The following is a 21,145-nucleotide window of genomic DNA, read 5'->3' on the forward strand; positions in this document are numbered from 1 at the left end:
CTCACTCCTTTGTGAGGGGTAGCCCGGTTACAACCATGCCCGCATCTCCCACAGCATGGGGAAGTAGTGCATGGAACTCCTCCCCCGCAGATAAGGCGCCCCGGTGGATCCGCCGGTCCCCGACTTGGTGCCGATCTGGCGCTCGACCATCTGCACGTGGCGGATGCGCCAGTGCGCGGCGGTCTCGTCGTGGGTCAGCAGGTCCTCCGACAGCTCCCACAGGTCGTCGTGGGAGCCGCGATCCCTGGCCACGGCCAGCAGGGAGGACATGATCTGGTCGTCGTCGCCCGTGGGGAGGCCGCGACGCGACAGGGCGGTGAGGTAGGCGTCCCACAGCGACGGTTCCTCGAGCCGCCGCCGCAGGCGCGCGACCTCGGCGTCGCCGAGGTTGCGCAGCCGGTCGAGGTACGCCGGGTCCTTGGCCCCGGAGAGGAACTCGATCTCCCGGAACTGCACGGACTGGAAGCCGCTGGCCGGGGCCAGCAGCTCGCGGAACTCCAGAAAGTCCTGGGGGGTCATGGTCTCCAGGACCCCGACCTGCTCGACGAGCACCCGCTCCACCGCGTGGACCCGCCGGAACAGGTGGCGGGCGCGCCACAGCTCGCCCGCCATCATGCAGTCCCGCGCGGTCTCCAGCTCGTGCAGGAGCTGCTGGAACCACAGCTCGTACACCTGGTGGATCGTGATGAACAGCAGCTCGTCATGGGCAGGCGGGGACGACTGGGGGACCTGCTGAGCCAGCAGCTCGGGCAGCCGCAGATACGCCCCGTAGGACAGGCGGCCGCCCTCTTCTCCGAAGTTGCGCCCCGACGACGTCATCGCCAACACACCTCATCTGGCGGACTTATCCCCCGATCCCCGTTGACCGGGAGCAAAAACCGCCGGACCTGATTTAGGCCCATATGTCGCTCTACGTCAACTTGATCGGGTTTGCTGTGATTCCGGGCTGAAGTACCGGAGGACCTCGGGATTGGCCATGGCGTCGGGGTTGGCCGCCTGCTCCACCGGAGTGCCGAGCAGGATCTTCCGTACCGGTACCTCTAGTTTCTTCCCCGACAATGTCCTCGGTACCCCGGGAACGACGTAGATCTCATCCGGAACGTGACGGGGTGACAACTCGGTGCGAAGAGTCCTCTTGAGCCGCGCCGTGAGCTCGTCGTCGATCGTAGCGCCCTCGGCCGGCACGACGTACAGCAGCAGCCGGCCCTCCCGCCCGAGCTGCCCGGTGTCGATCACGAGGCTGTCGGCGATCTCCTCGAAGCGTTCCACCACGCGGTAGAACTCCGAGGTGCCCATCCGGACGCCGCCCCGGTTCAGGGTGGAGTCCGACCGGCCGTAGATCACGCAGCCGCCGTCCGGGAGGATCTTGATCCAGTCGCCGTGCCGCCACACTCGCAGGTCGTCCTCGAAGTAGCTCGACCGGTAGCGCTCGCCGTCCGGGTCGTTCCAGAACATCACCGGCATCGACGGCATGGGCGCGGTCAGGACCAGTTCCCCCACCTCGTCCACCACGGGCTCGCCCGCCGGGCCGTACGACTCGACGGGGGCGCCCAGGCAGCGGCAGGTGATCACGCCGGCCCGGATCGGCAGCAGCGGCACCGGCCCGACGAACCCGGTGCACACGTCGGTGCCGCCGGAGAACGACCCGAGCTGCACCTCGGGCAGCACGTCGTAGACCCAGCGGAAGCCCTCGGGCGGCAGCGGGGAGCCGGTGGAGCCGACCCCGCGCAGCGCCCGCAGCCCGCCCGGCCGCAGGCCCGCCTTCATCGAGGCCACGATGTACGGCGCGCCCGCGCCGAAGTACGTGATGCCCTCCTCGGCGGCCACGCGCCACAGGGCGTCGGTCTCCGGGTAGGTCGCGGCCCCGTCGTACAGGACGGCGGTGGCCCCCACGAGCAGCGCGCTGGCGAGGTAGTTCCACATCATCCAGCCGGTCGTGGTGTACCAGAAGAAGACGTCGCCCTCCCCCACGTCCTGGTGGAAGCTGAGCGCCTTGAGGTGTTCGAGCACGACGCCGCCGTGCCCGTGCACGATCGGCTTGGGCAGGCCCGTGGTGCCGCTGGAGTACAGGATCCACAGCGGGTGGTCGAAGGGGACGTCCTCGAACTCCAGCTCCCCGGCCTCGGCCCGCAGCGTCTCCCACGTGTGCGCGGCGGTCTCGGGGACGCCGCGCAGGTTCGGGATCCACACGGTCGCGGCGAGGGACGGCAGCTTCCCGGCGATGTCGGCCACGACCTCCGCGCGATCGAACTCCTTGCCGTTGTAGCGGTAGCCGTCCACCGCGAACAGCACCTTCGGCTCGATCTGCGTGAACCTGTCGATCACGCTGGGTGCGCCGAAGTCGGGCGAGCAGGAGGACCAGATCGCCCCGAGGCTCGCCGCCGCCAGCGCCGCGATCAGCGCCTCGGGGATGTTCGGCAGGTAGGCGACGACGCGGTCGCCGCGCCCCACCCCGAGCCGCCGCAGCCCCTCCCGGGCCCGCGCCACCTCGCGCCCCAGCTCGCCGTACGACAGGGTACGGCGTGAGCCGTCCTCGGCCCGGAAGATCAGCGCGGTCCGGTCCGGGTCGGTCGCGGCCCTGCGCAGCGCGTTCGCGGCGTAGTTCACGGTCGAGCCCTCGAACCACCTCGCGAACGGCATCTCCCCGCTCAGGACCGGCCGCGAGTCATCGCGGACGCCGACGACCTCGAAGAAGTCCCACACCGACCGCCAGAACTCCTCCGGCCGCTCGACCGACCACCGCCACAACTCCTGGTAGGACTCACCGGAGCGGCCCAGCCAGGCCATGTACCGCGTGATCCGAGCGTCCCGCACAACGTCGGGCGAGGGTTCCCACAGCAGCGCACCCTCGTCGACAGCCTTCACCGCATCCTCCCGATCACACAGCCCGAACCCGGTCGCCCCCAACGCTAACGCTCCCCCGCACGCCGTACCACGCCCTCCATCCCACCAGGGGACGGGCGCGCGGGACCAGCGGGGATCCCCCCACCCGCCCGGGCGCTTCACTGGTGCCGCTCCACATAGCCCACCCGCCGTGTCCGCCTATATGGCGACACGCGCGGGCGGGCGGCCCCCAGGCCGGGGACGCCGCGGGGACGCCCGCCGTGGGGCGGCCCGGGTCGCACGACGATGTGCCCCGCCCACATGCCGGGCGGGGCACATCAGGGGACGCGCCGCGGCGCACCGCTGCGCACCGCGGCGCACCGGGGGCGGGGGGCGCGGCGCTAGATGCCCATCACGCGCTCGAACGTCTCCGGGTCGTCGTCCACGCAGCGCACCCAGCCGAACATGGGACCGCGGCGGGTCCGCAGGATCGACAGCCGCTCCCCCGTGCCCGCCGCGAACCGCTTCTCTGCGACCTCGCTCAGGATGCGGTTGATGCGCCGGGTGGCCTCGGCGAGGTCCTCGTCGTTGGCCGGCGTCGAGTTCCTGGGCACGAGGAACGCCTCGGGCTCGCTCACCGGGAACACCAGGCAGGCGTCCACGGAGCTCGGGAAACAGATCACGTGCCCGGGACCCTCGGGCGCCAGGGTGAAGTCCCGCTTCAGCCCGTCTTCCAGCTTCCGTTCGGTCATCGTCGCCTCCACAGGCCGATGGATCGCTTTCCACCACCGTGGCGGCGGGCGGGCCCGCGGTCATGAGTAGCCCCTACTCAGCCGGGCCGGGTTCAGCCCGGGTTCTGCCCTGCCGGCTCAGCCCTGCCGGCTCAGCCCTGCCTGGCCCAGCCCTGCCAGGCTCAGCCCGCCCGGCGGTGCCCGGTGAGCTGGGTGATCGCGGTGACCAGGGCGGCGGGGTCGGACAGGTCGGGCAGGACCACGTCGGCGCCGGCCTCCCTGAGCTCGGCCGGGAGGGACCGGCCGGAGGCCACCGCGATCATGGCCGCGCCGCCGATCCTGGCCGCCTGCACGTCGCGGACGGAGTCGCCGATCAGGACGGTGGTGGCCGAGTCGTAGGCGTAGCCGTACCGCTCCCTGGCCCGGCCCTGGGCCACCTGCAGGAGGGTGGCCTTGGGGTAGACCTCCTCGCCGTAGCCGCCCACCTCGAAGTCCACGTGCTTGTCGAGGCCGAAGGCGCGGAGCTTGTGGACGGCGTTGGCCTTGATCGTGCCGGTCAGCACCGACTGGACCACGCCGTCGAGCCCGGCCACCGCCGCCAGGGACTCGGCCGCCCCCGGGAGCGCCCGGCCCTGCTTGCGCAGGCTCTTGCGGCGCTCCGCGAACGCCCTGGCCAGCGCGTCGATGAACGCGGGCAGGTGATGGTCGGCCGGGGGGATGCCGTTGACGGCCAGGGTCTCGAAGATGATCTCGGAGTCCGGCCGGCCGGCGGCCGGCGCCAGCTTGACCAGCGGCCGCCCCGTCACCTCCCGGAACGCCTGGGCGTACGCCTCACGAGTCACGATCGCGACGTCGACGAGCGTCAGATCGATGTTCCACAAGACCAGCCGGTCGATGATGACCTCCGGGGAGCGCGGTCAGAACTGTCCCGATTGTCGCACTCCCCGTGCCGCGATGCGCGGATGGCGCCCGAGGCCGCCGGGTCAGCCCATGTGGGGGTAGCGGTAGTCCGTGGGGGCGGCGAAGGTCTCCTTGATCGTGCGGACGTTGGTCCAGCGGATCAGGTTGAAGATCGAGCCCGCCTTGTCGTTGGTGCCCGAGGCGCGGGCCCCGCCGAAGGGCTGCTGGCCCACGACGGCGCCGGTGGGCTTGTCGTTGATGTACAGGTTGCCCGCGGCGAAGCGGAGGACGCCGGCGGCCTCGGCGATGGCCTGGCGGTCGCGGGCGATGATCGAGCCGGTCAGGGCGAAGGGGGCGTGGCTCTCCATCTGGCGCAGCATGTCGTCGTAGGCGGCGTCCTCGTAGACGTGCACCGCCATGATCGGGCCGAAGTACTCCTTGGCGAACAGCTCGTCGTAGGGGTCGGCGACCTCCAGGACCGTGGGCTCGATGAACCACCCGACGCTGCCGTCGCAGCCGCCGCCGGTCAGGACGCGGATGCTCTCCACCGCGCGGGCCCGCTCCAGGACCTCGCGGTGCCGGCCGAACGCCCGCTCGTCGATCACCGCGCCCATGAACATGGACAGGTCGGCGGTCACGTCGCCCATCGGGATCGACTCGACCTCCTCGCAGAAGTCGTCGCGCATCCCCTCCCAGAGGCTGCGCGGGACGTACGCCCGGGAGGCGGCCGAGCACTTCTGGCCCTGGTACTCGAAGGCGCCCCGGATCATGGCGGTGGCCAGCACCGACGGGTCGGCGGAGGGGTGGGCGACGATGAAGTCCTTGCCGCCCGTCTCGCCGACGAGGCGCGGGTACGACTGGTAGCGGCCGATGTTCTCGCCGACCGCCTTCCAGAGCATCTGGAAGGTCGCGGTGGAGCCGGTGAAGTGGATCCCGGCCAGCGCGGGGTCGGGCAGCGCCTCCTCCGACACGGCGACGCCGTCGCCGGTGACCATGTTGATCACGCCGGGCGGCAGGCCCGCCTCCTCCAGGAGCCTCATCGTGTAGTGCGCCGCGAACTGCTGCGTCGGCGACGGCTTCCACACGACCACGTTGCCCATGAGCGCGGGCGCGCACGGCAGGTTGGCGGCGATCGCCGTGAAGTTGAACGGCGTGATCGCGACGACGAACCCCTCCAGCGGGCGGAACTCCATGCGGTTCCACACGCCCGGGGAGGAGTCCGGCTGCTCCTCGTAGAGCTTGCGGGCGTACGCGACGTTGTACCGCAGGAAGTCGATCAGCTCGCAGGCCGAGTCGATCTCCGCCTGGTACACCGACTTGGACTGGCCCAGCATCGTCGCCGCGTTCAGGGTCTGCCGCCACGGCCCGGCCAGCAGCTCCGCCGCCCGCAGGAAGATCGCCGCGCGGTCGTCGAAGGACATCGCGTGCCAGGCGGGGGCCGCCTCCAGCGCCGCCGAGATCGCCGCGCGCACGTCGGACGGCGCGGCGTTGCGTCCCTGGCCCAGCACGTGCCGGAAGTTGTGCGGCGAGACCACGTCGAACGGCTCCCCGCCGCTCTCGCGCCACACCCCGCCGATGTACTGGTTCAGGGCGGGCTGCTCCTGCCCCAGCTCCTTGATCCTGGCTTCCAGCGCGGCGCGCTCGGGACTGCCCGGCGCGTAGTTCTTGACCGGCTCGTTCTTCGGCACCGGCACGTTGGTCACGGCGTCCATATGGCTTCGCTCCCCGGCGGTACGACGTCGTTGTCGCCTACGCGTGGATCGTCCCCTTACGACCCCTGCCGAAAACCCCTCGGGGCACATCGCCGGAAAGACGTTTCCGCAGGTGATCGTGTCGCCGTCCGCCCAAGTCACGGTCCTGGACAAGACGCCGTACGGCTTCCGCCCGGTGCGCGCGAGGACTCCGCGCGACCCCGGCGGGGCGGGCGGAGTCGCGGTGCGGCATCGGGCGGGGCGGGCGTGGTCGCCGTACGGCCTGGGCGGGCGGGGGCGATCGCCGTACGGCTCACGGTGAGGCGGGTGTGGCCGCCGCGGGGCCCCCGAGCGGGAGCCGTACGGACGGGTCAGGCGAGGTCGAGGGCCTCGGCGAGGGAGTCGACCACGGGGAAGCCGGTGGCCTCCAGGTCGCGGCGGGTGGTCATGCCGCCGGTGTAGAGGATCGCGCGGGCGCCCACGTGGACGGCGGCGTCGGCGTCGTCCACGCTGTCGCCGATCACGGTGACCGTCGCCGGGTCCACGCCGAGGGCCTGGACGTGCGCGGCCATGTACCGCGCCTTGTGGCCGCCGCTCTCCGCCTCGCGCAGGCCGTCCACCCGCCGGAAGTGCGGCGCGATGCCGAACTCGGCCACCGCGGGCACGAGCCGCTCGTGCCGCCACATCGACAGCAGCGACTGGCTGCCGCCCGTCTCGTCCCAGCGCTTCAGGCCCTCGCGCACGCCCTCGGCCAGGTCGCACGTCAGCATCAGGCGGTGGTAGTTGTCGTGGAAGGAGCGGTCCAGGGCCTCCCACTCGCCCTCGGCGAGCGCGCGGCCGAGCAGCCTCTCGTAGCAGGCCCAGATGGGGCGCGAGTAGACGGCGCGGAAGCCGGCGGCGTCCATCGGGCTCAGGCCGTACGGCCGGAAGACCTCGTTGGTGGCGTCCACGACCGCGTCGATGTCGTGGAAGAGCGTCCCGTTCCAGTCCCAGACAATGTGTTTCATATCAGGGCCAAGGGTACGGCTAGCCCTTGTCTTCCCGCCAACGGACGAGATCCGGCAACTCCTGCGTCGCGTACCACATGAGTTCGTGGGCCTCCGCGCCGTCCACCACGAAGAGGGCGTCGTCGTCGCCCCCGTCGGCCGCCGGGAGCGCGTCGATCGCGGCCATCACGTCGTCCTCGGCCGCGGGATCGTCCACGTGCGCCGAGACGATCTTGCTCAGCGGCACCGGCTCCGCGAGCCGCACCCAGGAACGTTCCTCCAGGTCCACCCCGGCCTTGACCCGGGCGTCGGGCACCTCGGCGGCGAGCACGACGCGGCGCGGGGGCACGTCCACCCCGTCGGCCAGGTCCGCGGCGAGCATGCGCAGCGACGACCTGGCCGCCTCGGTCAGGGCGACGTACTCCAGCTCCTCGGTGTCCCCCGAGACGTACCACTCGATCAGGGCCGGCGTCACCGCGTGACCGGCCAGCGGCGCCGGGCCCAGCTCGCCGTCGGCCAGGACGCGGCCCAGGGCGGCGAGGGTGCTCGGCAGATAGACGCGCATGCGTTCCTCGATCTCGAAAGCGGGTGGCGAAACACTCAGAGTGTGCCAGGCCCGCCGGGGCAGGTGTGGGACGCCTGCCACGCACGCCCCCTTCGCGCCCGAACCCGGCTTATGCCGCGAACACGCGTCCCACAAGAACCTTTCGTCCCTCTCGTACGTCACAGAGAGACAGGAGCGCGGGTTCGTACGGCGCGCGCGGGGGCGGGGCCGTACGGCTCCGGCGCGAGCCGTACGACCGAGGGGGCGGCTCGCGCCGGGGCCCGCGCGGACCGAAGCCGGCGCGGACCGAAGCCGGCACGGACCGAAGCCGGCACGGACCGAAGCCGGGGACACGGGGCAACGGGGCACGCCGGAGGGTCAGGCCGTGCGGGGGAACTCCAGGCCGGTGAGGCGTTCCAGCTCGGCGAGCGTGGCCTCCGGGGACGTGTGGTGGATGCCGATCATGCCGAGGGCCTCGGCGGCGGCGATGTTGGCCTCGATGTCGTCGATGAAGACGCATTCGCGCGGGTCGAGGCCGGCCAGGTCCAGGGTGTGACGGAAGATGCGCTCCTCGGGCTTGCGCATGCCCACCTCGCCGCTGATCACCACGTGGTCGAAGGTCTCCGCGAAGCGCTCGCGCGGGTAGTCGTTGCCCCAGGAGTTCGACAGCAGGACGGTGACCAGGCCGTTCGCGCGGGCGGTGCGGAGCATGGCGTACATGGGCTCCACCGGCTCGAACCCGGCGAACATCCGGCTCAGCAGCCCCTCCGCCCGGGGGCGCCCGCCGTCCTCCGTGCGCAGCCGGGAGGCGAGCTCGCGCTCGAACTCGGCCGTGTCCACCTCGCCGCGTTCCAGGGCGTGGACCGGGTTGGCGTCCTGCCCCACCGCCTCGATCGCCACGGCCGCGGTGCCGCCCTCGCCGCCGCCGTACGCGCCGCGCACCATCTCGCGCATGACCTCGCGGTAGTGCAGGCCGTCGATCCGGTCCGCCTCGATCCACTTGATGATCGCGCTCAACATGTCGGTCGTGAGGACGCCGCCCCAGTCGATGACGACACCCTTGATAGAACCCGTTTCTGTCACGCCCTCCAGCCTAGGGGCCGCAGGACCGGGCGACCCCTCTCGGTGAAACTGAATTCAGATTCAATTCGCCTCTGTCGCAGCCGGTACGGCGGTGCCAGACTGGGCGGCATGGACTTCGCGCTCAGCCCCAAGGCCCAGGAGTACCTCGGCACGCTCAACGAATTCATGGACACGCACGTCTACCCGGCCGAGCCGGTGTACGCCGCGTGGCGGGCCGAGCGTGGCCCGGACGACCATGAGTGCCCGCCGATCGTCGAGGAGCTCAAGGCCGAGGCCCGGAAGCGCGGACTGTGGAACCTGTTCCTGCCGGCCGAGTCGGGGATGTCCGTGCTGGACTACGCGACGCTGGCCGAGGTGACCGGGCGCTCCCCCAGGCTCGCCCCGGAGGCGCTGAACTGCTCGGCCCCGGACACCGGGAACATGGAGGTCCTGCACATGTTCGGCACGCCCGAGCAGAAGGAGCGCTGGCTGCGCCCGCTGCTCGACGGCGAGATCCGGTCGGCGTTCGCCATGACGGAGCCGGCGGTGGCCTCCTCCGACGCGACCAACATCGAGACCTCCATCGTGCGGGACGGGTCCGAATACGTGATCAACGGCCGCAAGTGGTTCATCTCCGGCGCGGCCGACCCGCGCTGCGCCGTCTACATCGTCATGGGCAAGACCGACCCGGACGGCCCGCCGCACCGGCAGCAGTCCATGATCCTCGTCCCGGCGGACACCCCCGGGGTCGAGGTCGTCCGCAGCCTCCCGGTCTTCGGCTACCAGGACCAGGAGGGGCACTGCGAGATCGTCTTCACCGACGTGCGCGTGCCCGCCGCCAACCTGATCGCCGAGGAGGGCGACGGGTTCGCCATCGCCCAGGCCCGCCTCGGCCCCGGCCGCATCCACCACTGCATGCGCGCCCTGGGCATGGCCGAGCGCGCCCTGGAGCTCATGTGCCGCCGCGCCGTGAGCCGGGTGGCCTTCGGCGGTCCGCTCGCCGAGCAGGGCGTGGTCCAGCAGCAGATCGCCGAATCCCGCCTGGCGATCGAGCAGGCCCGCCTCCTCACCCTCAAGGCCGCCTGGCTGATCGACACCGTCGGCGTGAAGCGCGCGGCGATCGAGATCAGCGCCATCAAGGTCATCGCCCCCCGCGTCGCCTGCGAGGTCATCGACCGCGCCATCCAGGTCCACGGCGGCATGGGCGTCAGCGACGACACCCCCCTGGCCTCCTTCTACGCCCACGCCCGGGCCATGCGCATCTTCGACGGCCCCGACGAGGTCCACCTCCGCTCCGTGGCCCGCCGAGAGCTCAAACGCCACCTCTGACGGGATCCGGGCCTCCTCGCCGATGCGTCTCGGGTCATCCCCGCCGCCCTCGTCCGCTTGCGTACGGCCGGCGCCCCGCCCAACCTTGATCCAGCGCATCAGGCGTGGTCGGGCCGTCACCCGTCCCTCGACCGGCTCCGGCCCGGGGGCGCTCCCTCACCAGCCGGCCCCGGAGATCCGGCCCGGACCGGTGACGCCACGCCCGGCAGGTCGCGCGAAACCGGCAGGTCGCGCGAACCGGGAGGACGCGCGGGCCGGGAGGACGCGCGAACCGGGAGGACGCGCGGGCGGGGAGGACGCGTCGGCGGGGAGGATGCGAACACCGGCGTCCGGGCGACCGGTGAGGTCGGTGAAAGCGGGCGAGACGAAGGCGAGGAGAGGATGCCGGAGCGGCGAGCCGTACGGGCGGCGCCCGAGGAGCGGGCTGAGGCACCTGGGAGGCGGGCCGCGCCGCCGGGAGCCGTCCGGGAGGTCGCCTCGGGCGGCGTGCGGCTGGTGTGCCGGGACCGGGGCGGCCGGGGACCGGGGCTGCTGATGCTGCACGGGCTCGCCGGCCACGGCGGGGAGTGGGACGACGTGGCCCGGAGCCTGGCGGACGAGCACCGGGTGGTGACGCTGGACCAGCGCGGGCACGGAGCCAGTGCCCGGCGGGCGGCGGACCGCCAGGTGGACGCCTCCCGGGCCGCCTACACCGCGGACGTCGCGACCGTCGTGCGGGAGCTGGGGCTGGCGCCGGTCGTGCTGGTGGGGCAGTCCCTCGGCGGTCACACGGCGATGCTCGCCGCGGCGGCCCACCCGGAGCTGGTGCGGGCACTGGTCCTGGTCGAGGCCGGGCCCGGCGGCGGGCGGCCCGGACTGCCGGAGGAGATCCGTTCCTGGCTGGACTCCTGGCCGGCGCCGTTCCCGTCTCCCGAGGCGGCGGCGGAGTTCTTCGGCGGGGGTCCGGCGGGCCGGGGCTGGGCCGACGGGCTGGAACGCCGGGACGGCGGGTGGCGGCCCCGGTTCGACCCGGCGTTCATGGTCGCGTCCGTGGAGGAGGTCTCACGGCGGACTTACTGGGACGAATGGGAACGCGTCTCCTGTCCCGTGCTCGTGATCCTCGCGGAGTCCGGGATCGTCGGCCCCGAGGAGTCCCGAAAGATGCGGCGGCGCGCCCCCGGCGCCAGGTTCGTGGTCATCCCGGACGCGGGCCACGACGTCCACCTGGAAGAACCCGGGCGAGTGGCCGCCGCCGTCCGCGACTTCCTCACCACCTGCTGACGCACGCCCGCCTCAGGCGTGCCGTACGGGCCGCGGTAGGGGCCGCGGCCGGCGAGGCTCGTGTCCGGGGAGGCCCCGGGCGAGAGGACGCCCGGCGGCGGCGGGTGCCGACGCCGGGCGTCCGCCCGGGGAGAGTCGGGGGGTGATCGCGGTCGGCCCCGTCGCGATCAGCCCCGCCGGCCGGTCGAACCCCCGTGGGGCGATGCGATCGCCCGCCCGGCCCTCCGGTTCTCCGCGGAGTACCATCAGCATCCGCGCGGACGGCGCGGAGCGCACGGTGATTCAGGCGTCGCCGAAACACCGAGGGCCGGGGCCTCCCGTCCGGGCAAGGGGCGCGGCTTCGTCCTGGCCCGCGACGCCGCCGTCCCCTTTTTCTTCACCTGAGAAGGCGGCCAGGGGCCGGGCGCGACTTCCGGCGGCTCAGCCCCTCAGCCCCGCTTGACGTCCAGCAGGAACCGGGCCCACTCCTCACGCCCGAAGGCGAGCGCGCCGCCCTCGGGGTCCTTGCTGTCCCGTACGGCGACGCGCCCGCCACCCGCCCGCGCCACCTCCACGCAGTTGTCGCCTTCCGCGCTGCTGTACGAACTCTTCCGCCAGGCCATCGGGAACTCGGACATGCTCATCACCCTTCCTCGATCCGTCTCAGCAGACCGGTCAGGTACTCGACGGACGCCTCCACGCTGAGCGCCGCCGCGCGCACGTGGTCGTATCGGAGCGCGTAGCGCTGGAGGTCCTCCACCTCCTCGAAGTACAGATCGGTAGAGACGGTCTCTATGTAGACAATGCTCGGGTCCGCGGGAAAATCAAGGATCAGCATGCCGCCCGTCATGCTCGAGTGGGCTCCGGCCGCGTCGGTCAGCACCTGGACATCGATGTTGGGGCGCTCGCTCATCGCGATGAGGTGCTGGAGCTGACCACGCATCACCTCGGGCCCGCCGACGCTCTTACGGAGTGCGGCCTCGTCGACGATCGCCCAGTAGGCCGGGGGATCGGGCCGATCGAGAAGCCTCTGCCTGACCATCCTCGCGGCGACCCGCCGATCCACCTCGGACTCCGGTATCACCCGGCCGCCCCGGATGATGGCGGCGGCGTACTCGGGGGTCTGGAGGAGGCCGGGGACGAGGAGCGCCTCGTAGGTGCGGATCGCGCTCGCCTCGGCCTCGAACTCGGGGAGGGAGCCGCGGAACACGTCCCGGTAGTCCGCCCACCAGCCCCGGTCGCGGGCCTGCCTGGCCAGGGTCTCCAGCGCCGTCCGCGTCTTCTCGTCGGTGACTCCGTAGACGTTCAGCAGGTCGGTGACGTCGCGCACGCTCGGCCGCCGCCACTCGTTGCGCTCCATGCGCGTGAGCTTGCCCGCGCTCCAGTCGAGCCGCCGCGACACCTCGTCGGCGGTCATCCCCGACTCCTGGCGCAGACGGCGCAGCTCCGAGGAAAGACGGCGGCGGCGAATCGTCGGACTATGGAGATCCACTAATTCTCCCGTGAATCGGACGAACTTCCCGAAGACGCGAATTCAAAGATTGCTGGACAATACGATTTTAGTATTGCGAGATTGATAATCAAAGAACAAGCTTGGGGGTGCACCGAGTCGGACCGTGGACCGGAGTACGCCATGACGCAGAACGCTACCGAAGCCCGGCGCGAAGTATCGGCCAGATCGTGGGTCCTGGTTCTCCCGGGCGAGATCGCCGAGGTGGCGAGGGCCCGGGAATTCGCCCGCCGCGCCCCCGCGCTGGACGACGACGAGGCGGAGACGGTCGCATTACTTGTGTCCGAATTGGTGACGAATTCCATAGAACATTCGCGTTCGGGGTCACCCGGAGGGCGCGTCGTCGTGGTGGCCCTGGCCCTCGCCCCGGGACTGCGCGTCGAAGTCCACGACGAAGGCGGCGAGGGCCTTCCCGCGTTGTCCGCCGCCGACGACCTGGCCACCTCGGGACGCGGATTGCAGCTCGTCGACGCCCTGTCCAGGTCCTGGGGGTTCTCCGCCTCGGAAACCGGCACGACCACCTGGTTCGCCCTGTGACCACCCCACGCCCGGCCCCGCCACTCCCCCACCCCCCGCCCAGCGCGAGCCGTACGGCAGGCGCCGTGCGCGATGGCGGCGCCGACCGTAGGGCCGGGCGGAGGACGCGCGGCGGGCGGCGCGGGTCAGCGGAGGCCGGGGACCCGGACGGGGAGTCTGCCGGTGGGGGTCAGGGTGCCCCGGATGACGCTCGCGGCGGCGCGCATGGCGGCGGGGCTGGTGGAGTAGGTGGCGAGGGCGGCCTTGGCGGATCTCAGGCGGGGGAGGTCGTAGGGGGTGCCGGTGCTGATGGCGATGACCGGCCTGCCACTCTTGGCGAGGGCGTTGACCAGGGTGAGCTGGGCTGCCGACGAGCCCCGGGTCAGGACCACGACGGCGGTGGCGCGTTTGGCCTGGGCGACGGCGGTCTGGGCGAGGGAGGCGGGGACCGTGCCGTCGGCCGGGAGGGAGACCGACTGCGCGGCCAGGGGCTTGGCCAGCGCCTCCGGGTTGGGGCCGACGACCAGGAACCGGGCCTTGCCCTGGATGGGGAGGGGGCCCTTGCGGACGAGCGTGACCGCGTGGTCGGCGACGCGCTGGGCGACCGCGCGGTGGGCCTCGGTGTTCACGGCCTGCGCGGCCCGCTCCGGGTCCACCGTGTCCGGCCGCGCGAGGACGCCCCTGGACTGCTTGAGCCGCAGGATGCGGCGCACGGACTCGTCGAGGCGGGCCGCGGAGACGCGGCCGCTCTCGACGGCCTTCAGGACGGCCTCGTGGGCGGCCTTCACGTCGGGCGGCATCAGCAGGAGGTCGGCGCCGGCGAGGATCGCGCGGACGGCCACCTCGGCGTCGCCGTACTTCTTGCGGACGCCCGCCATGTCGAGGGCGTCGGTGCTGATCACGCCCCGGAAGCCGAGCTTGTCGCGGAGGAGGCCGGTGAGGATCGGCTTGGAGAGGGTGGCGGGATCGCCCGAGGGGTCGAGCTTGGGCATGACGACGTGGGCGCTCATGATGACGTCGACGCCGTTCTTGATCGCGGCGGCGAACGGCGGGGCGTCCAGGCGCTCCCACTGGGCGCGGGTGTGCTCGATGACCGGCAGGCCGGTGTGGCTGTCCACGTGGGTGTCGCCGTGACCGGGGAAGTGCTTGGCCGAGGACGCGACGCCCGCCGCGTGGTAGCCCTTGATCGCGGCGGCGACCAGGCGGCCCACGGCGGCGGGGTCGGAGCCGAAGGACCGCACGCCGATGACGGGGTTGCGGGGGTTGACGTTGACGTCGGCGACCGGGGCGAAGTTGAGGCGGATGCCGAGGGCGCGCAGTTCCTCGCCGGTCACCCGGGCCGCGTCGGCGACGTCGGCCGGGCGGCGGGTCGCGCCCTGGGCCATCTGGCCCGGGATGGGCGTGACGATGCCGTCCAGGCGGGAGACGATGCCGTTCTCCTGGTCGACGCCGATCAGGAGGGGGATCTTGGGCGACTGCCGCTGCAGGTCGTTGGACATGCGGGCGAGCTGGGAGGCGCTCTTGACGTTGTCGGCCCAGGGGAAGTAGATCACCCCGCCCACCTGGTAGCGGCGCACCGCCTCCGCCGGGGTGGCGACGCCGAACGACTTGCGGTTCTGGTCGGAGCGCGCGTCGGCCGCCGGGCCGTAGACCACGGGCATGAAGAGCTGGCCGACCTTCTCCCGCACGCTCATGCGCGCGAGCGCCGCCTCGACCGGGTCCGACGGAGCCGGCGTCGGCGCGGCCGTCGGGGACGCGGGCACGACGGCCGAGGGCGAGCGCGTCGCCTGCCCCTGTGACCCGGACCCCTCGGACCCGGCGCACCCCGTCAATGCGATGACCGCCCCCGATGTCAGCGCGGCGAACGACCTCCAGCGGAAAACCATGCGTTCGACGCTAGTACCTCCCCGGGACCGCCCGGGCCCCGGTCGCCCCAACCTGTGGAAAACCCTACGCCTGTGGATAACCCCGCCCACCTACGCCCCCCGCACCCGGCGCGAGCCGTACCGCGGCGCGAGCCGTACCCCGGCGCGAGCCGTACCCCGGCAGGCTAGAGCGCCAGGTCGGACAGTCCGGGCAGGAGCCCGCGCGCCAGATCGCGCGCCTCGTCCGCCGTCTGCCCCTGCCGCGCCGCCACCGCCGCCGCCTCGCACTGCGCCCGGGTGTGCCGCGACAGCGCCGCCCTGACCAGCGGCAGCGCCGGAGCCCCCATGGACAGCGAGGTGACCCCCAGCCCCACCAGCACGCACGCGAGCGCCGGATCGGCCGCCGCCTCGCCGCAGACGCCGCACGGCCGCCCCGCCGCCTTCGCCCCCTCCGCGGTCATCGCGATCAGGTCGAGCAACGCCGGCTGCCACGGGTCCTGGAGCGCGCTCAGCGACCCGACCTGCCGGTCCGCCGCGAACGTGTACTGCGCCAGGTCGTTCGTCCCGATGGAGAAGAAGTCCACCGCGGGGCCCAGGTCGGACGCGCGGATCGCCGCCGCCGGGATCTCGATCATGATCCCGGCCGTCTCGACGCCCGCCGCGCGGCAGGCCGCGACGAACTCCTCGGCCTCCGCCAGACCCGCCACCATCGGCGCCATGACCTGCAACTTCGCGGTGGTCCCCTGGGCCGCCCTGGCCAGCGCCTCAAGCTGGCCGGTCAGCGTCGGGCGGTTCCGCAGGAGCATGCGCAGCCCCCGCTCCCCCAGCGCCGGGTTCGGCTCCTCACCCGGCGGGGGCAGGAACGCCAGCGGCTTGTCGGCCCCCGCGTCCAGCACCCGCACGACGACGCGCCCGCCGGGGAACGCCTCCAGGACCTCCCGGTAGGCCGCCTCCTGCTCATCCACGGTCGGCGGCGTCGTCCGGTCCAGGAACAGGAACTCCGTCCGGTAGAGGCCCACCCCCTGCGCCTCGTTCTCCAGCGCCGTCGGCAGGTCGGCGGGCCCCCCGATGTTCGCCAGCAGCGGCACCTCGTACCCGTCTGCGGTGCACCCGGGTCCGGTGGCGGCCGCGAGCACCGCCTCCCGCGCCGAGGCCGCGTTGCGCGCCGTCTCCACCTCCTCGTCGGTGGGCGACAGCCGTACGACCCCGGAGGCGCCGTCGGCGAGCACGAGCGTGCCCTCCTCGATCGTGGTCGCGCCCGGGCAGGCCACGACGGCGGGGATGCCCATCGCCCGCGCGAGGATCGCCGTGTGGCTGGTGGGGCCGCCCTCCTCCGTCACGAACGCCGCCACCGACCCCCGGTCGATCAGCGCCGTGTCGGCGGGCGCCAGGTCCCGCGCCACCAGGACGTACGGCCGCGCCGCCCCCTCGGGCAGGCCCGGCAGCGGCACGCCGAGCAGGCGGGCCACGGCGCGGTCGCGGATGTCGTCGAGGTCGGCCACGCGCGCCGCCAGGTAGGCCCCGGCCCCCGCCAGCATCTCGCGGTACTTCCCGAACGCCTCGTAGACAGCGCGGGCGGCGGTCGCGCCGCGCCCGACGAGCAGGTCCACGTCCCCGGCCAGGCCCGGGTCGCGCGCCATCATGGCCTGCGCGGCGAGCACCTCCCGCGCGTCGCCCCCCGCCCGCTCGCCCCGCGCCTCCAGGTCCGCGGCGACCTCCTCCAGCGCGACCATGGCACGGGCCTTCTCCGCCTCCGCGTCCCCCGTGTGCACGGCGTCCGCCGGCGGCTCGGGCACCGTGGAGACCAGGCGGTGCACCGGGCCGTATCCGACGCCCGGGCTGACCCCGGTGCCGTTCAGGCGCTCCATGTCATTTCGTCTCCGAGACGATGCGGCTGAGCTCGTCGAGCAGCTCCTCCGCGCCCTCGCCCTCGGCGCGCAGCGTGATCTGCTCCCCGTGGCGTACGTCGAGGGCGAGCACGGCCAGGATGCTCTTGGCGCTGACCGGGGCGCCCCCGGCCTTGCTGAGCGTGACGTCGATGGGGGCCTTGCTCGCGGTCTGCACGAACGTGGCGGCCGGGCGGGCGTGCAGCCCGACCTCCGACTCCACGCGGACGGTGCGCTCAGCCACAGATTCCTCCTGGTATGTCTAGACCAGCCGCAGGGGCCAGTCGATTTCCGTCAGGTCGGCGACGACCAGGTCGGCGCCGGCGAGTTCGTGCGGTTCGTGGGTGGTGGTCAGGCCCACGCAGGCCATGCCCGCGGCCTTGGCGGCGGTGATACCCGCGATCGAGTCCTCGAAGACGACGCAGCGGGACGGGTCCACGGCCAGCCGCTCGGCGGCCATGAGGTACCCCGACGGGTCCGGCTTGCCCACGCTGACGTCCTCGGCGCTGATCACCAGCGGGAACAGCTCCCGGACCTCCAGTTTGGTCAGCATCTCCTCGGCCCACCAGCGGGTGGCCGAGGTGACCAGGGCGGTGGGCGAGCCCGACCCGTGCACCGCGCGGACCAGCTCGGCCGCGCCGGGCACGGTCTCCACCTCGGGCAGGTCCGGGTGGGAGCCGTAGCTCCAGACCTCCCGCCACAGCTCCTCGACCTCGGCCTCGTCGCCGAACATCTCCAGCTTCTCGGCCAGCACCTCCCGGCCGGGACGGCCCATGAACTCGCGCAGCAGCGCGGCGTCGTGCGAGACGCCGTGGGCCTCCATGAGCATCGCCCAGGTGGCCATGCTGCGCGGCTCGGAGTTGATCAGCGTGCCGTCCAGGTCGAAGAGGGCCGCCATCGGCTCGCCGTCGCCCGCCGCGCCCTCGATCGAATTCACTCCCACCGGAAGAGTTCAGCCCCCCTCGTGACCTGCCCGGATTCCTGTACGTCGGAGAGTGCCCCCGCCTGCGCGTCCAGCGCGACGACGGGGCAGACGGGCGAGCGCCCGGCCGCCTCGATCGCCGCCGGGTCCCAGGCCACCACCGGCTGCCCGGCGCTCACCCGGTCTCCCTCGGCGGCGAGCAGGCGGAACCCCTCGCCCTTGAGCTGCACCGTGTCGATGCCCAGGTGCACCAGCACGCCGCGCCCGTCGTCGCCCACCACCACGTAGGCGTGCGGGTGCAGCTTGATGATCTTCCCGTCGATGGGCGAGACGGCCTCGCCGGGTTCCCTGTCCGGCTCGATCGCCGTCCCCGGGCCCACCATCGCCTGGGCGAACACCGGATCGGGCACGTTCGCGAGCCCCACGACCGCGCCGCCGACCGGCGCGACGACCACTGTCATCTCTGTTCCCCCACAGTTCGGGTCGGCGGTCCCGGGGCACGCCCCGGGACCGCCCGGACGGCCGCGTCTCAGCCGATGATGTCCTCGATGTCGCTGGCGATCGTGTCGGCCTCCGGGCCCACGACGACCTGCACGACGTTGCCCGCGGCCATGACGCCGTGCGCCCCGGCCCGCTTCAGCGCGGCCTGGTCCACCTTGGAGGCGTCGTGCACCTCGGTGCGCAGCCGCGTGATGCACGGCTCGATCTCGATGATGTTGTCGGCTCCCCCGAGCCCGGCGATGATCGCCTCGACATCTGCGGCCATTGTTGAACTCCCTCGGTTCTAGTCGGTCTGCGTGACCTTGTTCAGACCCCGCGGAGCGTCGGGGTCGATGCCGAGCCTGCGGGCCAGCGCCTCGGTGAGCAACTGCCCCGGCACGATCAGCCCGAGCGGCGCGAGCCACTCCGGCAGGTCCGGCCCCGCCAGCGCGTTGGTGGACGCCGCGGCCAGCTCGGTCCCCCCGCCCACGGCGTACGCCGCGGCCCCGGCTCCCCGGACGCGCTCGGCCAGCGCGATCGTGCCCGGCAGGGTCGGTCCCTCGCCGGCCGCGACCAGGATGGCCGGGGTGTCCTCGTCCACCACGGCGATCGGGCCGTGCAGCAGGTCCGCGTAGGACAGGCCCATCGCGTGCAGGTAGCAGGCCTCCTTCAGCTTGAGCGCCAGCTCCAGGGCGGTGGAGAAGGCCATTCCCCGCCCGGAGACCACCACGCCGGGAACCCCGGACAGGCCCTCGGCGATCGCGTCGACGTCGCCGGGGGCGGCGATCAGCTTCTCCACCTCGTCCGGCACCCGGTCCAGGTCCGCGCGGTCCACGTCCGCGCCGAGGCCCAGCCCGAGCACGGCGAGCGCGGCGAGCTGGGTCGTGTAGGTCTTGGTGGCCGGGACCGCGAGCTCGGCCCCCGCCCGGGTGACGAGCGCCAGGTCCGCGGCCTGCGCCAGCGGGGCGTCCTCGCCGCCGTTGGTGATCGCCACCGTGCGGGCGCCGCAGTCCTTGGCCCAGGTCAGGGTCTCGACGATCTCCTCGGTGCGCCCGGACTGCGAGAGCGCCACGGCGAGCACGCCGTCCAGGTCGATCTTGCGCTTGTACGTCGTCGCGACCGAGGGCGAGGCCAGGGTGGCGAGCCGGCCGGCGTGGACCTCGGCGAGGTAGCGCCCGTAGACCGCGGCGTTGTCGGAGGTGCCCCGCGCGATGAACAGCAACTGGCGGGTCTGGTCTCCGAGGGCCTTGATCTCGTCGATGCGCGGCAGCAGCGCCGAGAGCGTGTCCCGCAGCGCGGCGGGCTGCTCGGCGATCTCACGGCGCATGTTGGTGGTCATGAAGTGGCGCTCCTGTCGAAAACGATCTCACCGTCTACCCACGTGGTCTGTGCCCGCAGGTCGTCTCCCAGCCACACGAGGTCGGCGGCGGCTCCCACCGCGATGCGCCCGATCTCGGTGCTCCCGATCAGGTCGGCCGGCACGCGCGTCGCCGCGTCGATCGCCGTGGCCAGGTCTATGCCGGCGCGGACCATGTTGGCCACGCCCTTGTCCATCGTCAGCGCCGAGCCGGCGAAGGCCCCGTCGGCGCGCAGCGGCGGCCCGTCCTCGGGCTGGGTCACCGGCTCGCCGCCGAGGACGTACTCCCCCGGCGGCATGCCGGCCGAGGAGGCGGCGTCGGTCACGATGCAGACGCGCCCGGGGGCGGCGGCGAACACCACGGCGCACACCTCGGCGTCCACGTGGTGCAGGTCGGCGATGAGGCCGCAGGTCAGCCGGGGGTCGTAGAGGGCGTGGCCGGGCACGCCGGGCTCGCGGTGGTGCAGCGGGCGCTGCGCGTTGAACAGGTGGGTGACCTTCCTGGCGCCCATGTCCGCGGCGGCCTTCACCTGCGCGGCGGTCGCGTCCGTGTGGCCCACGCTGACCATGACCCCGGCGGCCGTGAACCGCTTGATCGCGTCCATCGAGCCGTCCCGCTCGGGCGCCAGCGTGACGTACCGCAGGAACCCCTCGCCCGCCTCCAGCAGCGCGTCCACGTTCTCCGGCGTCGGGTCGACCATCCAGTCCGGGTTGTGCGCGCCCTTCCGCTTCGGCGAGATGAACGGGCCCTCCAGGTGCAGCCCGAGCACCCGCGCGCCCCGCTGGTCCAGACCGGCCGTCAGCTCCCTGGCCTCCCGTACGGCTCGCGCCAGCTCGGGGACGGGCTCGGTGATGAAGGTGGGGACGAACGCGGTGACGCCGGTCTCGGGCAGCCGCCGTACGACGGTCCGCCAGCCCTCGCGGTCGGCGTCGGCCATGTCGTAGCCGAAGAAGCCGTTGACCTGGATGTCCACCAGGCCCGGGGCGAGGACGCCGTGGTCCAGGGTGAGGTCGGGCGCGCTCGGCGGCTCGCCCAGGCCGGCCTCGGCGATGACCCCGCCCTCGGCGCGCAGCCACCCGGGCTCCACGACTCGGGTGCCCTCGCCCTCGGCGTACAGGGCCATGCGCCGGGCCGCGATCATCACCATCCGCTACGACTCCTGCCTGCTGAAACGCGGGTATGCCGCGTCGTTACCGATCCGTCTTGCCTGTGATTGTTGACACGAAATGCCGGGCGTGGTCTAGTCCGGCCTAGACCAGTTCGTACCCTAACTCATAGCTAGTCCCTCAATGGAAGGAGCCCT

Annotated in this window: 22 protein-coding genes; 4 read left to right on the forward strand and 18 right to left on the reverse strand. The window is 72.7% G+C overall.

The genetic code is table 11. The annotated features are described in order from the left end of the window. Positions 1-27: 27 nt before the first annotated feature. The 5 genes from D5H75_RS22960 to pruA form a co-directional block, all read right to left on the reverse strand. A complete protein-coding gene (locus tag D5H75_RS22960) occupies positions 28-819 on the reverse strand; it encodes a tryptophan 2,3-dioxygenase (protein WP_119928578.1) in 792 nt (263 codons plus the stop codon). A gap of 96 nt (positions 820-915) precedes the next feature. Continuing rightward, positions 916-2,865 (reverse strand): acetoacetate--CoA ligase, encoded by a 1,950-nt coding sequence (locus D5H75_RS22965; protein WP_119928579.1) that lies wholly within the window; start codon positions 2,863-2,865, stop codon positions 916-918. A gap of 359 nt (positions 2,866-3,224) precedes the next feature. Continuing rightward, complete coding sequence (locus tag D5H75_RS22970; RefSeq protein ID WP_147425254.1) at positions 3,225-3,575, reverse strand: hypothetical protein; 351 nt, start codon at positions 3,573-3,575, stop codon at positions 3,225-3,227. Between the two features lie 161 nt (positions 3,576-3,736). After that, entirely contained in the window at positions 3,737-4,435 is a 699-nt protein-coding gene (locus D5H75_RS22975) for an HAD family hydrolase (RefSeq protein ID WP_242454448.1), read from the reverse strand. A gap of 102 nt (positions 4,436-4,537) precedes the next feature. Next, positions 4,538-6,166: an L-glutamate gamma-semialdehyde dehydrogenase gene (gene pruA / locus D5H75_RS22980; protein ID WP_119928582.1), complete on the reverse strand. Its 1,629-nt coding sequence runs from the start codon at positions 6,164-6,166 to the stop codon at positions 4,538-4,540. 112 nt (positions 6,167-6,278) lie between these two features. On the opposite strand from pruA, the gene D5H75_RS40930 reads away from it, so the two are divergent. Then, positions 6,279-6,467, forward strand: coding sequence for a hypothetical protein (locus D5H75_RS40930; RefSeq protein ID WP_147425255.1), 189 nt, complete (start codon positions 6,279-6,281; stop codon positions 6,465-6,467). 49 nt (positions 6,468-6,516) lie between these two features. On the opposite strand, the gene D5H75_RS22985 is transcribed toward D5H75_RS40930, so the two are convergent. From D5H75_RS22985 to D5H75_RS22995, 3 genes are all read right to left on the reverse strand, one after another. Further along, positions 6,517-7,152, reverse strand: a complete 636-nt coding sequence (locus D5H75_RS22985) for an HAD family hydrolase (RefSeq protein WP_119928583.1) — start codon at positions 7,150-7,152, stop codon at positions 6,517-6,519. A gap of 19 nt (positions 7,153-7,171) precedes the next feature. Then, entirely contained in the window at positions 7,172-7,696 is a 525-nt protein-coding gene (locus D5H75_RS22990; protein WP_119928584.1) for a DUF6912 family protein, read from the reverse strand. Positions 7,697-8,053: 357 nt separating this feature from the next. Then, complete coding sequence (locus D5H75_RS22995; RefSeq protein ID WP_277949967.1) at positions 8,054-8,758, reverse strand: HAD family hydrolase; 705 nt, start codon at positions 8,756-8,758, stop codon at positions 8,054-8,056. A gap of 108 nt (positions 8,759-8,866) precedes the next feature. Here D5H75_RS22995 and D5H75_RS23000 point away from each other — a divergent pair, with 108 nt between their 5' ends. After that, a complete protein-coding gene (locus tag D5H75_RS23000) occupies positions 8,867-10,066 on the forward strand; it encodes an acyl-CoA dehydrogenase family protein (RefSeq protein ID WP_119928586.1) in 1,200 nt (399 codons plus the stop codon). 381 nt (positions 10,067-10,447) lie between these two features. After that, complete coding sequence (locus D5H75_RS23005) at positions 10,448-11,326, forward strand: alpha/beta fold hydrolase (protein WP_119928587.1); 879 nt, start codon at positions 10,448-10,450, stop codon at positions 11,324-11,326. 428 nt (positions 11,327-11,754) lie between these two features. Here D5H75_RS23005 and D5H75_RS23010 read toward each other — a convergent pair whose 3' ends face one another. Beyond that, on the reverse strand, positions 11,755-11,943 hold the full coding sequence (locus tag D5H75_RS23010) for a DUF397 domain-containing protein (protein ID WP_119928697.1): 189 nt from the start codon (positions 11,941-11,943) through the stop codon (positions 11,755-11,757). 5 nt (positions 11,944-11,948) lie between these two features. Next, positions 11,949-12,797: a helix-turn-helix domain-containing protein gene (locus tag D5H75_RS23015; protein ID WP_119928588.1), complete on the reverse strand. Its 849-nt coding sequence runs from the start codon at positions 12,795-12,797 to the stop codon at positions 11,949-11,951. Between the two features lie 141 nt (positions 12,798-12,938). Between D5H75_RS23015 and D5H75_RS23020 the strand changes: the two genes are divergently transcribed. Continuing rightward, entirely contained in the window at positions 12,939-13,352 is a 414-nt protein-coding gene (locus D5H75_RS23020; RefSeq protein ID WP_119928589.1) for an ATP-binding protein, read from the forward strand. A 125-nt stretch (positions 13,353-13,477) separates the two neighbouring features. On the opposite strand, the gene D5H75_RS23025 is transcribed toward D5H75_RS23020, so the two are convergent. From D5H75_RS23025 to nagA, 8 genes are all read right to left on the reverse strand, one after another. Further along, on the reverse strand, positions 13,478-15,217 hold the full coding sequence (locus tag D5H75_RS23025; protein WP_119928590.1) for a glycoside hydrolase family 3 protein: 1,740 nt from the start codon (positions 15,215-15,217) through the stop codon (positions 13,478-13,480). Between the two features lie 164 nt (positions 15,218-15,381). After that, positions 15,382-17,064, reverse strand: a complete 1,683-nt coding sequence (gene ptsP, locus D5H75_RS23030) for a phosphoenolpyruvate--protein phosphotransferase (protein ID WP_119928591.1) — start codon at positions 17,062-17,064, stop codon at positions 15,382-15,384. A 1-nt stretch (position 17,065) separates the two neighbouring features. Continuing rightward, on the reverse strand, positions 17,066-17,326 hold the full coding sequence (locus D5H75_RS23035; RefSeq protein ID WP_119928592.1) for an HPr family phosphocarrier protein: 261 nt from the start codon (positions 17,324-17,326) through the stop codon (positions 17,066-17,068). 18 nt (positions 17,327-17,344) lie between these two features. Beyond that, positions 17,345-18,025 (reverse strand): HAD family hydrolase, encoded by a 681-nt coding sequence (locus D5H75_RS23040; RefSeq protein ID WP_242454450.1) that lies wholly within the window; start codon positions 18,023-18,025, stop codon positions 17,345-17,347. Continuing rightward, a complete protein-coding gene (locus D5H75_RS23045) occupies positions 18,016-18,465 on the reverse strand; it encodes a PTS sugar transporter subunit IIA (protein WP_119928593.1) in 450 nt (149 codons plus the stop codon). Before D5H75_RS23045 ends, D5H75_RS23040 begins: the two co-directional genes overlap by 10 nt. 68 nt (positions 18,466-18,533) lie before the next feature. Next, complete coding sequence (locus D5H75_RS23050) at positions 18,534-18,770, reverse strand: PTS sugar transporter subunit IIB (RefSeq protein WP_119928594.1); 237 nt, start codon at positions 18,768-18,770, stop codon at positions 18,534-18,536. A gap of 18 nt (positions 18,771-18,788) precedes the next feature. Further along, entirely contained in the window at positions 18,789-19,823 is a 1,035-nt protein-coding gene (locus tag D5H75_RS23055) for an SIS domain-containing protein (RefSeq protein WP_119928595.1), read from the reverse strand. Then, positions 19,820-20,989 (reverse strand): N-acetylglucosamine-6-phosphate deacetylase, encoded by a 1,170-nt coding sequence (nagA, locus tag D5H75_RS23060; RefSeq protein WP_119928596.1) that lies wholly within the window; start codon positions 20,987-20,989, stop codon positions 19,820-19,822. Before nagA ends, D5H75_RS23055 begins: the two co-directional genes overlap by 4 nt. Between the last annotated feature and the right edge of the window lie 156 nt (positions 20,990-21,145).

This window comes from Bailinhaonella thermotolerans, assembly GCF_003594875.1.
Lineage (GTDB): Bacteria > Actinomycetota > Actinomycetes > Streptosporangiales > Streptosporangiaceae > Bailinhaonella > Bailinhaonella thermotolerans.